The 13,429-nt window shown below is 42.1% G+C and carries 12 protein-coding genes and 1 other RNA gene; 5 read left to right on the plus strand and 8 right to left on the minus strand.

Annotated features, from left to right (window positions below; translation table 11 throughout):
* Nucleotides 1-16 precede the first annotated feature (16 nt).
* Nucleotides 17-427: a ribonuclease HI family protein gene (locus M3M39_RS05160; protein ID WP_252796810.1), complete on the plus strand. Its 411-nt coding sequence runs from the start codon at nucleotides 17-19 to the stop codon at nucleotides 425-427.
* Here M3M39_RS05160 and M3M39_RS05165 read toward each other — a convergent pair.
* The 5 genes from M3M39_RS05165 to M3M39_RS05185 all read right to left on the minus strand — a co-directional run bounded on the left by M3M39_RS05165 (nucleotide 409) and on the right by M3M39_RS05185 (nucleotide 4,092).
* Nucleotides 409-1,506, minus strand: coding sequence for an NAD(P)/FAD-dependent oxidoreductase (locus tag M3M39_RS05165; protein ID WP_274705499.1), 1,098 nt, complete (start codon nucleotides 1,504-1,506; stop codon nucleotides 409-411). The genes M3M39_RS05160 and M3M39_RS05165 overlap by 19 nt on opposite strands.
* 21 nt (nucleotides 1,507-1,527) lie before the next feature.
* On the minus strand, nucleotides 1,528-2,658 hold the full coding sequence (locus M3M39_RS05170) for a THUMP domain-containing class I SAM-dependent RNA methyltransferase (RefSeq protein WP_252796812.1): 1,131 nt from the start codon (nucleotides 2,656-2,658) through the stop codon (nucleotides 1,528-1,530).
* 67 nt (nucleotides 2,659-2,725) lie between these two features.
* Nucleotides 2,726-3,103: RNase P RNA component class B (gene rnpB / locus M3M39_RS05175), an RNA gene on the minus strand.
* Between the two features lie 14 nt (nucleotides 3,104-3,117).
* Nucleotides 3,118-3,477 carry a cell division regulator GpsB gene (gene gpsB / locus M3M39_RS05180; RefSeq protein WP_252796813.1) on the minus strand — a complete coding sequence of 120 codons (360 nt, stop codon included), beginning with the start codon at nucleotides 3,475-3,477 and terminating at the stop codon, nucleotides 3,118-3,120.
* 45 nt (nucleotides 3,478-3,522) lie between these two features.
* Nucleotides 3,523-4,092, minus strand: a complete 570-nt coding sequence (locus M3M39_RS05185) for an SLOG family protein (protein ID WP_252796814.1) — start codon at nucleotides 4,090-4,092, stop codon at nucleotides 3,523-3,525.
* Between the two features lie 121 nt (nucleotides 4,093-4,213).
* Between M3M39_RS05185 and recU the strand changes: the two genes are divergently transcribed.
* Nucleotides 4,214-4,837, plus strand: coding sequence for a Holliday junction resolvase RecU (gene recU, locus M3M39_RS05190; RefSeq protein WP_252796815.1), 624 nt, complete (start codon nucleotides 4,214-4,216; stop codon nucleotides 4,835-4,837).
* Nucleotides 4,834-7,230, plus strand: a complete 2,397-nt coding sequence (locus tag M3M39_RS05195) for a PBP1A family penicillin-binding protein (protein WP_252796816.1) — start codon at nucleotides 4,834-4,836, stop codon at nucleotides 7,228-7,230. Before recU ends, M3M39_RS05195 begins: the two co-directional genes overlap by 4 nt.
* A 57-nt stretch (nucleotides 7,231-7,287) precedes the next feature.
* Here M3M39_RS05195 and M3M39_RS05200 read toward each other — a convergent pair whose 3' ends face one another.
* From M3M39_RS05200 to M3M39_RS05210, 3 genes are read right to left on the minus strand one after another with little or no spacing between them, the layout of a single operon-like run.
* Nucleotides 7,288-7,995 carry a DnaD domain-containing protein gene (locus tag M3M39_RS05200; protein WP_252796817.1) on the minus strand — a complete coding sequence of 236 codons (708 nt, stop codon included), beginning with the start codon at nucleotides 7,993-7,995 and terminating at the stop codon, nucleotides 7,288-7,290.
* A 13-nt stretch (nucleotides 7,996-8,008) separates the two neighbouring features.
* Nucleotides 8,009-8,503, minus strand: a complete 495-nt coding sequence (locus M3M39_RS05205; RefSeq protein WP_252796818.1) for a PepSY domain-containing protein — start codon at nucleotides 8,501-8,503, stop codon at nucleotides 8,009-8,011.
* A gap of 44 nt (nucleotides 8,504-8,547) precedes the next feature.
* Nucleotides 8,548-11,352 (minus strand): helicase C-terminal domain-containing protein, encoded by a 2,805-nt coding sequence (locus M3M39_RS05210; protein WP_252796819.1) that lies wholly within the window; start codon nucleotides 11,350-11,352, stop codon nucleotides 8,548-8,550.
* Between the two features lie 141 nt (nucleotides 11,353-11,493).
* Between M3M39_RS05210 and mvk the strand changes: the two genes are divergently transcribed.
* Together mvk and mvaD are read left to right on the plus strand one after the other, a co-directional pair.
* A complete protein-coding gene (gene mvk, locus M3M39_RS05215; protein ID WP_252796820.1) occupies nucleotides 11,494-12,450 on the plus strand; it encodes a mevalonate kinase in 957 nt (318 codons plus the stop codon).
* Nucleotides 12,443-13,420 (plus strand): diphosphomevalonate decarboxylase, encoded by a 978-nt coding sequence (gene mvaD, locus M3M39_RS05220; protein ID WP_252796821.1) that lies wholly within the window; start codon nucleotides 12,443-12,445, stop codon nucleotides 13,418-13,420. Before mvk ends, mvaD begins: the two co-directional genes overlap by 8 nt.
* Nucleotides 13,421-13,429 lie beyond the last annotated feature (9 nt).

Genomic DNA, 13,429 nt, shown 5'->3' on the forward strand with positions numbered 1-13,429 from the left:
AGATATGGAGATTAACATGTACATTAAAGTTTACTCAGATGCAGCGGAACAACCACGGACAAAACAGTGTAGTGCTGGAATCTTAATGATTGTCAATCACCAACAAATTCAAATAAAACAATTATTAACTGCAACTGACAACCACTCGGCTGAATTTCAAGCGTGTGAGCTAGCGTTACAAACGCTTGTCCACCGTTTATCTGATACTGAACAAAAAAACGCCGTCGTTAACTACTACACTGATAGTAAAATTGTCGCAGAAAGCCTACAAAAAAACTATGCTAAGCACTATCAAACTTTCGTGGATCGGATTGAACAATTGCAACAGGTCTTTGCGTTCTTTTTTGTAAACTGGATCCCTGATCACGAGAATCAAGGCGCCCATCAACTTGCCCTTCAGGCCCTGCATCAAGCGGAACGTAAGTAATTTGTAATCGGCTTAGAATAATACTCCAAATCCACTGATTGTCCTAATGCAAGTCGAGCCAGTAATTGCCCCACTAATGGTCCGGTAGTTAAGCCAGATGAACCTAATCCAGTGCCAACTAAAAGATCTGGATGACCCGGAACCTGACCGACAAACGGTCCATAGTCAGATGTATAAGCTCTGGTTCCAACCCTCTTTAGAATAACATTTTCCAAGCTAATTCCGGCAACCAAATGGCTGGCCGTTTGTAAAAGCCGGGCAGTGGCTGTTTCCGTTTCGGATAAATCAAAACCAGAATGATCTTCATGGGTGGCTCCAATAATTAAGCGGTTAGTCGCAACCGGAATAAAATCATACTCAGACTCTGGCATTAATACCGGGCAATTAGCTTTAGTAGCATGGGGTAATTTAATTTCAATTAACTGTCCCTTTTGTGGCCGAATATCAGCTTGAACGTGTACAGAACTTAAAACTTTCTTAGTCCAGGCTCCGGTCGCCAAGATGATTTGATCAAACCGCTGTACTCCTTGCTTGGTTTGTAAATGGTGATCGTCCACTAGATCAACTTTTTCACTTCTCAACTGTATTAAAGGACATTTTGATAATAAATGCTGACAGAAACGATTACCGTCAATCCAACTTCCCCCACTAATAAAGAGGCCCGGCGTGGTCATCTTCGTTAACATCGGTAATGCTTGTTTAATTTCTTCAGGTTGTAACACCTGAATTTCCCCCATGAGCGGAGCAGTTTGCTTGCGGTTGTAAGCTAGTTGTTCTAATTCCTGAACCTGCTCGATGTTCTTGCGAGTAATAATTGTCCCGTTGTTAGCGTAGGTTAATCCATCCATGTTCGTTGCTGTTGCAAGTTCTTTAACTACCGTTGCTCCATCCCGGGCTAAATGATACCAGTGCTGATTTCTCCGTTTTGAAAGCCACGGTGAAATAATCCCGGCTGCTGCTTTAGTAGCTTGTCCGTTTTTGGAATCAAATAAAGTAATTTGCACGCTTGCATTCGGTTCAAGCTGATTTAAAAAATAGGCAGCACAAGTGCCCACAATTCCGCCCCCGATGATTGCAATTCGTTTCGTAAGTCATTCCTCCTAATCCTTATGACCCCAGTATTGGAAGTAATCAGTGCGAATCTGTCCATTATAAAGTTTCCGCCGTTTAGTGGCCTTTGCCCCATAAGCTTTTTCAAAGTTTAAGTCACTAGTCAGGTAGTACTTGGACCAAGTTGTTAACGGACGAAAAACCGTGCCTAAATCCTGATACAACTTAGTTGCTGCTTCCCGATCACCTAATCGTTGGCCGTACGGTGGGTTGGTAACTACCACGCCATCAGTTGCAGTAGTGTGAAAGTCTTGCACCGCTAACTGCTTAAAATGAATATCATGGAGTAAGCCCATCTCTTGGGCGTTGACCTTAGCGTGATTAATCATCTCACCGTTAACATCGGAAGCTTGAATCTGAAGGTCACCCTCATTATTAGCAGCACCAAGTGCATCTGTGCGCATTGATTGGACCAGATCTGAACTAACCCAATCCCACGCTTCAAAAGCAAAGGAACGTTTACTTCCGGGAGCAATGTTACGGGCAATCATTGCTGCTTCGATTGGAATGGTTCCAGATCCACACATCGGATCTAAAAACGGCATGGTTGCTGGGTGCCAGTTAGTTAATAAAACCAAAGCAGCCGCCATATTTTCCTTTAGAGGAGCTTCTCCCTTGGCGACCCGATAACCTCGTTTAAAAAGACTGGGACCCGTTGTATCCAATAACTCTAAAACGTGATTTTTGTTAATTCGCACTTCAAGCGGATATAATCCTCCCGTTTCTGGAAGCCGCGTTCGACGATGATAAAAAGCAGCTAGCTTAGTCGCGATCGCTTTTTTTGTAATGGCCTGAACATCAGGGACACTGTGCAAAGTGGATTTTTTTGAGCGTCCGGATACCGGAAACTGACCATCCATTGGAATCAAATTTTCCCAGGCAAGCGCCTTGGTTCCTTCAAATAATTCATCAAAAGTGTTCGCCTCAAACTCACCAACAATAATTTTAATGCGGTCAGCGGATCGTAACCACAGATTAGTGGTGATAACATCTGCGATTGTTCCAGAGAACAAGACCATTCCATTTAAGACCTGCACCTCATAACCTAGTTGTTTTAACTCCGTGGCTGTTACGGATTCAATCCCAGCGGCACAGGTAGCCATTAACTTAAATTCTTGCATCTTAAACCCTTTCTTATTCTATAAAAAAAGAGTGGGGAAACCCCCACTCTTCCTGATCGGTGCAGGCTCCTATAAGCCATGTTTTGTGCTTAACTGAAAGATCAGGACTAACAGTTAAGTAGTAATCATCTATCTCAAGAATCAATTGATTCTTGCCCTACACGTGGTTCAATTTCCGTGTGTAAAGCTCCCCTACCAAAGTTTGGGTTTCCCGCTCGCGGGGTTTACTGCGTTCCAGTAATTCAATTTCTTGAATTAATCGTCTCTATAGCACCTTAGGAAGTACTGAGGCATAGTAAAACCGTAGCCCGTTCCTTCGCCGTAATTGTGTAAACACAATCCCCCGGCTTATTTTTTCACCGAGCACGAACACTACAAGCATCGCAGCTTGTGCGAGAGTGGACTTTCCTCAGCCAGCTAGTACTGACCGCGATTACTCAGAACCTGCACCAATAATAACTAATTTTGTGTTCCGTCACCAAAAACATGTTGTTCCAGATTCGATAACCGTTTCAAAATATCCATAGTGGTTACATCAGAAGTACCTGGTTCCCCAACTGATGGTTGTGCTTGCACACCTGGAGTTGGTTGTGCCTGCGGCTGTTGGGCTGCAACATTAGCCTTGGCTTTTAATTGATTATTTTCAGCCGTTAATTGGGCAATTTGTTGATCCTTTTCGTTCAGTTCAGTTTGAAAGGTTTCGTAATCCTTAATGATATCATCCAAAAAAGAATCGACGTCGGTCTGATCATAACCGCGCATTTTCTGACGAAATTCTTTTTGGAGAATATCTTTCGGCGTAAAGTTAACGTTATCCATAATCTGCACCTCTTATCGTTTGGTAACTACATCATTATAACATACTCATTCTTCAAATTCAGAATTAATTTCTGCTTCATATTGATTAGCCACTTCTTGAAGATCGTCAAAATCTAAAAATTGACAAGTATAGGGATGATGTTCTTGAAATCGTTGAATTGCAGTAACATCATAATGAGCTTTACCTTCATTCTCGGTATCATACAGTAAAAAGGCTCCGTCCGTATGCGTTAGCATAAATTGCTGATAGTTTTTTAATTGCTGTGGTGAATGATAAGGTCGGTTACTAACCGTCGTTGAAAAATCAGCTCGAGCCAGTGTTTGTTGCAATTTTAGTTGGTTTGTTTCATTCCATTGCGAACCAAATTCAGTAAATGGTAGCATTACTGCGATTTGAAATTGACCGGGAAACTCTTTTTTTAGTTCCGCAGCAATCTCCACTACCCATTGCTCAGTTCCCAGTTGGGCTCCGGTAATAATCCAATCACAACCATTATCAATTAAATTGCTTAATTGTTCTCGAAGGGCCCGTTTGATAATCTTCACTTTGGGACTCTGTTCATCAAAAGCGCCCAATTCGTAACTACGATAGCCAGTTACCCATTGCCTACTCATAAAGTCACCTGACTTGGATTAGTATAATTTTATTCCCCGGTTAGAATTGCTATAATAGAAATATCGCATCTAGTACTATACCACGCTTCAAATTAATTACTCAATTAGTAAGGAGGTTAATTTGACAATTAATTATCCCAATGGGACTCCATTTCGGTTTCCTAAAAACCAGCCCAAAGCGGTTAATCCAGCTACCACTAATTACGGAGACCGGGGGATGTCTTTAGAAGCTGAGATTAACCAAAGTAATCGTTTTTACCGCGAGCATCAAATTGCGGTCATCCACAAGAAGCCCACTCCCATTCAAATTGTTAATGTCGATTACCCCAAACGCAGTGCGGCTGTGATTAAAGAAGCCTACTTTAAGCAAGCCTCTACAACCGATTATAATGGGATTTTTGCCGGTTACTACTTAGATTTTGATGCTAAGGAAACTACCAATTTGAATTCTTTTCCCCTTGCTAACTTTCACGCCCATCAAATTGAGCACATGCAAAGTTGTTATCAAATGGGAGGAATTTGTTTTGCTTTAATTCGCTTTGTGAAGCGAAATGAAATATACTTGCTAAACGGACCAGATTTATTTCGGTTTTGGGAACGGCAATTTCAAGGAGGAAGAAAGTCCATTACCAAGGCAGAGTTCCAAAAAAATGCCTATCGAATTAAACCCCGACTTAATCCTTTAATTCCCTACCTTGATGTGGTCCAAATGATTATTGATCAAAATAAAGGAGAGCTAGAATGAGTTCCGATGAAGTTTACAGTCGTCTAAAGAAAAACGGTAAAAAGAAGCACGGCCCCATTTTTCAAATTACAATGTGGGTGCTTTTTTTCCTCGTAGTGCTTTTTTTCATTGGGTGTGGAATGTTTGCTTACTATGCATCAAACGCGCCTAACATATCTTACAAAACCCTCTCTAGTGATAATTCAACCACCATCTATGATCGAAACGGGAAGGTTATTTCACGCTTAGGAATGCAAAATCGAGATTACGTCAAACAAGAAGACATTCCAGAAAACTTAAAAAATGCCATCATTTCCGTTGAAGATCGACACTTCTACACTGATAAGGGGGTTGATCCAGTGCGGATTGCTGGAGCAGCGGTAAATAACCTCTTTGGTGGAGGTGGACTTCAAGGGGGGAGTACTTTAACCCAACAATTAGTTAAGCTGTCTGTTTTCTCCACTAAAGCTTCAGATCAAACCATCAAACGAAAAGCCCAGGAAGCATGGCTTGCTACCAAAGTAAACCGCGAATACAGTAAACAACAAATCCTGGAATTCTACGTCAATAAAGTTTATATGGGAAATAATGCATATGGGATGCAAACTGCTTCAGAAGTAATGTATCACAAACCCTTAAGCGAACTAGATTTAGCTCAAGTCGCTTTACTAGCAGGGCTCCCACAAGCACCCGTTGCCTATAACCCCGTTCATAATCCGAAGTACGCTACAGCCCGAAGAAATCAAGTACTCGAAGCCATGGTCAAAAACAAAGCCATTTCGCGAGCACAGGCCGACCAAGCTGAAAAAGAAGACGTCCAAAACGGAATTGATAAACAAAACGTTGATAAAACGCCTACCCAAAAGGACGAAAAATACGCAGATGCTTACATTGGTCAGGTATTACAAGAATTAAACCAAAAGGGTTACAAGTTAAATGCTGGTAACAAGGTTTATACCAACATCGATATGAACGTGCAAAAGAAAATGTACCAACTTGCTAACGACGATAATTCTGATTTGAACTTCCCTAACAATGATTTCCAAATTGGATCAACAATGACCGATCCTAATTCTGGTAAAATCGTAGCCATGTTGGGAAGTCGGAAACAGAACGTTCAATTTGGTTTGAACCGGGCAGTCCAAACCGATCACTCTAGTGGTTCAACCATGAAGCCACTCATGGATTATGGTCCAGCCATTGAGTACCTCAACTATCCAACTTATCAATCAGTAGAAGATACTCCATACACCTACCCTGGAACCAACATTAAGCTGCATGACTTCGATAATAAGTACGAAGGTAAAATTACCATGCGAAAAGCACTGGTAGAATCGCGAAATATTCCAGCCATTCGGACCTTGGAAGCAGTAGGAGTTCCTCAAGCCACTCAGTTCTTGAAGGGCTTAGGAATGACTTTCAAGGATCCGTTGAGCCTACAAAACGGAATTGGAGCTTACATCTCTACCAAACAAGAAGCAGCTGCTTATGCCGCCTTTGCTAACGGTGGAACTTACTACCAGCCGTATACAATTAACAAAGTCGAAACCCCTACTGGGGAAACTAACCACTATGATCCTAAGGGTAAAAAAGCAATGTCCGATTCAACGGCCTTTATGATTACCGACATGTTAAAGGGAGTTACGACGGATGCCAACGGATCTGGAACTGCTGCTAACATTCCTGGCCTTTACCAAGCTGGAAAAACAGGAACAACCCAATATCCCGATGACTATTTGAGCTCCGTTCCGAACGGTGCCAGCATGGATTCTTGGTTCACTGGTTATACCAAACACCTCTCCCTTTCCGTTTGGACGGGATATGATAAGCCGCTAGAACCAGGCCACTATGTTTCCGAACAGCAGTCAAAGATTGCCCAACTCTTCTATAAAGAAGTTATGTCATCTGCTTCAGAAGACCTTCCGAACGAAAACTGGAGTAAACCAGCCAACGTCATTAAAACCAAGGTTAATAATCAAACGGAATACTACATTGCTGGTCATGGTGGTGAAATGAAGGCCACGGTGGCTAAAAACAATACTCAATCTGGTCAGACTGCTGATAATAAAGTGGCTAACCCCAACAACAATCAGACAAAACAGCAAGATGACCAAACGAATGATAAAAACACCAACGGTGGAACGACTGCTAATAATGAGCAAAAGCCAACTGACGATAATAAGAACGAGGATCAGAAGAATGGCAACCAAACGCAGCCGAATAATCCTACCAATCCAACCACGAATACTGATAACAAGCAAAATAATAATCAGCAACAGACTGGAACTACTAATCAACCTTCTAACACCACTACGAACCAACCAACGACTGGTCAAACTAATCAGACCACGACTAATCAACCGACGACCAGCCCTACTACAGATACTAATCAACAACCGGCTGCTAATAAGTAAGTCGTAACTAAAAAGGGAGCTCCACTTTGAAAGTGGAGCTCCCTTTTTGTAATGTAATTAGTTCTGATCTTTTTTAATCTTAAACAATGGTACCTTTGGTAAAGGATTTTGCTCATTGGGTTTAGCAGTTTGTTGTTGTCGTCGTTCCCGCTGTGCTTCTACCTGAGCTGCAGTCTGAATGTGTTGCTTTTTCCAGTTCAGTAAAATCCGATCCATGTATTTTAAATTATAGACCTGATTTAAAACTGCTTCTCGTAAAGCCAACTGAACTAATTCTGCTGAATAATGATCCTTTTCAAACCAACCATTAATCATCTCCAGTTCAATTGGAGATAACATCCGCCCAAACTCATGATTAATCATTTTGAAAGTTTGTTCTCGATCGCTAATGCTTTCTTGATTAGTGGTTGGAGTTTGGACTACTTGGGGTTCCGCATCCTGTTTTTGGTTAAGTAACTCATTTAATTTAGCGATTAAAGGAGCAAAACTATATTCATCTTTTCCGTCGCCGCTGGTAGTAATAGCAATCAATTTTTTACTCACCAATTGATGCAACAACTCATAGGTTTCGCTTTCAGAAAAACCAGTTGCTTGAGCCAGTATTTTAGCAGCTGGAAATCGATTTCCCTGGTTACGAAAGTAACGTAGTTCTAATAGCATGGTTAACTCAGCGGCACTAATTTCCAACGTTGCTAAATTAGTTAATAAAAAACCGGATACATTAATTGATCCGGAATTTAAGTATTCTGCTAGTGGATTGCTCATTCTAATCCCCCATTTACAAATTAATTTTTTTCACAACTTTGCCGTTTTTAAAGTTCACAAGTACGTAGTGAAGTTGTTTTCCGTTTTGAACGGTAACTACCCAAGTCGGCTTCTGTTGATACGGAATCATTCCGGCATTCGTCACTTGGCCTTTCACTTGTCGTTTCGCAATCGCACTTGCATTTTCAGCGGTAAGACCGTCCTTTTGTTTCATCACTTGAATGCGTTTCCAGTCCCCACTCACAATGGCATAAGCCGGCTGATTAGCACTATTTTGACCCATCACGGTGTAGTAAGGCTTCCCAATGTTAGCTTTATAAGTCCGTTGCACGTTGTGGAAGCGGGCGTGCTGTTCCGCTAATTGATTGGCAGTTTTTAAAGTATGCTTTTGGGGCAACTTCGCCACAAACACAATTAAAAATAAAATAATCACCGCTGCGATTAACACACCGACTATCCAACTTACCAAACGACGTACTTGCATCCTTCGTTTTCTTTCTTCTCGCATGTTCGTTTCCTTCCATAAGCGCACTATAAGTTAATTATAACAAATCAATTGGTTTGCTTGTGGTTTGCTAAAAATTCTTTTTGCTGCCGTTGAATCGTAGTAATTGAACCAGTTTGTGCCGTTAAATTTTCTTCCAATGCTGTTAAAATTTGGTGCCCATATCGCTTCGTTAAAATTCGATTATCAAGAATGGTAATGATCCCGTAGTCATCACTACGCCGCAGCAATCGCCCGATTCCTTGTTTCATTTCAATGATGGCATGTGGCAACGAGTAGCTAGTAAAGGGATTTTTATTTTGCTGCTTTAAATAATTCGACCGGGCTTGCATTAAGGGACTATCTGGTGCCGAAAACGGAATCCGGGGAATAATAATCGATTTCAAGTAGTGGGCCGGAAAATCGACTCCTTCCCAAAATCCATTTGCTCCTAAGATAATCGGAGCTTTCTTCCCTTCGGCCCGGCGCAAAATTTTACTTTGACTGCCAGAAATTCCAGCAGCTAATAGCATCCCAATCCCCGGTTGACTTCTTAATTTAGAATAAACCGCTTGAATTAATTCCAACGAGTTGAAAAGTACCAAGGTTGGAACTGGCTGAGCGTGGTAGATCTTTTGAATGGAGTTTGCAACAAAAGCAACGTATTCCTCATTTTCCACTCCAGCTGGCATTGGGGTTTGTTCAGTAATCATGAGTTGAACTTGCTTTTGATAGTCAAAATCTGCAGCTAGTCGTTTCATCCGCGTATTACTGCGGCGTAAATCAAGTTGATCATAAATGTACTGGGACTTTTTAGACGTAAAAAGAACTGCTCCTGTAAAAATCACTGGTTGAAAGTATTGATAAATTTGCTTCTGTAACCGCGTGCTTGTGTCAAAGCGCGCTAATTCTAAGCGCATGTTATTCGGATCATGATCTTCTCCATAACGGAGCCACAGTCCCTCTGCATGTTGTTGCTTAGCAGTCGCTTGCAAGAACTGCTTCATTTCAGTCAATCCCTGTAACACTCGTTGCACATGGTCATTAAAATGTAAAAATGTTTCATATTCAGATGCTACCCACTGTTCACCCATCTGACTCAATTCTCGGTTAATGGTCTGCAAAAGTTGTTCGAGTCGTCGTTGTAGGTTAACCTGCCGTTGCAAATCAGCTTGAAACTGTTCTTGAAATTGATTGATCTTGGCAGTACTAACGCTCACAACGTTGGCCTGAGCGGTAAACCGAATTTGGAGTTGTTCCAGTAAGGTCTGCAATAAAGTTTGCTGTAATTCTTCAATCCGCGTTAAGACATCCATTAGTCGTTGCAAATTAGCCCGCAAATGTGGCTGTGATTGTACAATCTCAGTTAGATTCCGTTCATGAGTCTGAAAAACATCGTTACGAACCCGACTTACATTAGCCTTAATGGCTCCGAGCCACCATTCTTGCCGTTGGGCAGCAAAAGCTACCTCAGGTAAATGATGAGCTTCATCAACCACGAGATATGGCTGTCCGCTTAATTGTTGCTTTAAATGTTCTGCATTCTGATAAAGATAGTGATGATTAACGATGATTACATCCGCTGTTTGTAACCTTTGTAACTGCCAGTGCCAAAAATCATAATTTCCAAATTCACTTTCTGTAAATTGGGGAGTTACTTGGTAATTTACCTGTTGTAACACAGCAGCATTTTGGGGGATGTGAAGTTCATCCAAATCTCCCGTCTCTGTTTCTGTAAGCCAGACTAACATTTGTGCCTTACTAAATTGTGACAGATGATTATCATCATCTGCAATCAACGCTGTAGCAAACCGCGATAGATCCAGATAATGACGTCTACTTTTTAAAACCACCGTCTGCAGGTGAAAGCCCAACAGATTGTTTAGCTGTTCTTGGACTACCAACCGCAGTTGCTCCTGTAAACTGATGGTAGCGGTGCTAATCACAACCTGATTCCCAGTTTGATTTAAAAAAGCGAGTGGCAATAGGTAGCCTAGGGTTTTTCCACTACCGGTGGGGGCTTCAATCAGCAAATTTCGGGCGGGCTGTTTCCCAGCTGCAAAGTTGCGATAAATGAGATTCATCATTTTACTTTGCGAAGCCCGCCATTCCAGTTGACCTGCAAAAGCACGCTCCTTTTGCTTTTTGGCTAACGGGAATTTAGTCAACCGGTCGTGATGTTCAGTAGCCAAGGACCGATGCCGTTTTAACACTAGTCCTTCTACTTCAGTTAATCCGGATGGTAGTGGTTCTCTGGTTTTCCTTTGACTAGCAATCATTTCAATGAACTGATGAGTTTGCTGCGGCAGTTTTAACGATAACGCCAGCAATGATTGTAAAGTAAGAACCGGTAGTTTTTTTATGCGCCGTGCAATCAATAATAGTAACTGTGCGGTTGCATCTGCATCACTAGCTGACGAATGAGGATGCTGGTGGTGAATTTGAAAATGAGCACTCAAATCACTGAGCCGATAACTAGTTAACGTAGGAAAGAAAATTTGACTAAGCGTAACCGTATCTACTGCTTCAATCTCCAACGCTGGAAAGCCCACTCGTTCTAAATGATGATTTAAAAAGGGAAAATCAAAGTTAACGTTGTGAGCCACAAAGACAGTGTCACTAAGCATTTGATAGATTTGAGGAGCTAACTGATCAAAACTGGGGGCCGTTTTAATTGTTGCTTGGTTAATCCCGGTTAATTCTGTAATTTCAGCGGGAATGGGGACCCCATCGTTTACGTACGTGGAAAAAGTAGAACTAATCTGGCCGTTTTGCACAAAACTCACGCTAAATTGAATAATGCGATCATCCCGGCGTAAATCAGTTCCCGTGGTCTCCATATCCACCACCGCGTATTTTGAATTTGAGTCCATGACGGCATTCCTACTTTCGTTTCTAACTACGCTCATTTTACTACAAATACCACTAAAACGGGTTACTTGGGGCTAAGTTCCAGAACGAAGTTTATTTCTGACTATGGTAAAATAAGACTGATAAGAAAGCGAGCGATTGAAATGAAAAAAAAAGCAACGGGAGTTAGCCACGCCAAGGTAATTTTTCTTGGTGAACATAGCGCCGTTTATCGACAACCAGCAATTGTTTTTCCCGTCCCCCAAGCAACCGTGACGGCTACCATTATGAGAAGTCCCCAATCAGAAACAATTATTTGCAGTGATTATTACTCTGGCAAAGTTACTGGCCTTCCAGCCTCAATGGCCGGAATCACAACGTTACTTAATCAACTACAGGTAGAATTGAATCCAACGGAAATTCCGTTAGAGTTAACGATTAACAGCACCATTCCATTGGGACGAGGAATGGGATCATCGGCTGCCATTGCCAGCGCCATCATTAGAAGTTACTTTAATTTCTTTGAGGTTCCCCTTTCTCGAGAGCAATTAACTAAATATACTGATATCGAAGAACACATCACCCACGGAAATCCCAGTGGTATTGATGCCCAAACGGTCAATGCTAATCATCCGATTTTATTTGAAAAACAACAATTTATTGACTTTACCCCTCCCCTCACTGGATTCCTAATAATCGCAGATACTGGTCGGGCCAGTAACACCAAAACAGCTGTTACTCAGGTTCACGAATTTTTAACTGCTGACCCCGTCCGTGAGGAATTAATCACTCGTCTGGGGACTTTAACTGAGCGGGTAAAAGAAAACCTGGCCCAGCAGGACTTGATCCAAACGGGGAAAAACCTAACGGAAGCTCAGGAAATTTTAGCGACCCTTGGCGTTAGTACCCCAGAAATTGAACAACTAATCACTACAGCTAACAGGGCCGGTGCCTTAGGAGCTAAACTAACCGGTAGTGGTTTAGGTGGTTGTATTATCGCATTAGCTCCGGATTATCCAAGTGCGCAACACATTGCTAGTGACCTTCAAAAACAGGGAGCCCATCAAACTTGGATTCAATCACTAGCAGACTTAAACCCACAGGAGGATCGTCATGAATAAGTATGCCAAAGCCCGGGCCCACACTAATATTGCCCTAATAAAATACTGGGGAAAACGCGATGAGCGCCTCAAATTACCGACCACAAACAGTCTTTCTCTCACTTTAAACCAGTTTTATACAGATACTAGTGTTCAGTTTGATGAGCGCCTGGTTAGTGATCAGGTTTGTTTTAACGGCAAAATTTTAGATCAAGCTGCTGCTCGTCGAATCACAAATTTTTTAGACGTGGTTCGTACGCAGACCGGAATGCAAACAAAGGCGCGTGTTCAAACTACCAATAACGTTCCCACTGCAGCTGGACTAGCTTCTTCTGCATCCGGGTTTGCGGCACTAGCGGCGGCTGCCAGTCGGGCCAGTGGAATGCGTTTAAACCACCGCGAATTATCACGCTTGGCTAGACGAGGATCTGGATCTGCCACTCGGTCCATTGACGGTGGCTTTGTGGAATGGCACCGTGGGATTGGCGATCGCACTTCATTTGCGACTCCAGTTGCACCCAAAGACTACTGGGATTTAAACGTTCTTGCCATTTTAATTGACGAACAACCCAAAAAAATTAGCAGTTCTAAAGGGATGCAACTGTCGCAAGCTACTTCTCCGTACTACGCAGAATGGGAAAAACTTTGCAAACAAGACTTAAAAAAGATTAAAATAGCAATTAAAACCAAAGACTTCGAACAGTTGGGTCGCATTGCAGAAGAAAATGCCATGCGGATGCATGCTTTAACCCTTAGTGCTAGTCCTGATTTTAGTTATTTTGCAGCTGACTCTTTAAAAGCGATGCGGTTAGTGCAGCAATTACGGGCTAATGGTATTCCGTGTTACTTCACGATGGATGCTGGACCAAACGTCAAAGTCTTAGTAGAACCAGAGAACCGGGCTTCCGTTTTGTCTACTTTGCAGGCTGCATTTGGTAATGACAAAGTAGTTGTGGCTGCTCCTGGTCCGGGGGTTCAATATCTCAAGTAGAAAGAAGAA

The organism is Fructilactobacillus hinvesii (genome assembly GCF_024029435.1).
In the GTDB taxonomy this organism is placed as follows: Bacteria; Bacillota; Bacilli; order Lactobacillales; family Lactobacillaceae; genus Fructilactobacillus; species Fructilactobacillus hinvesii.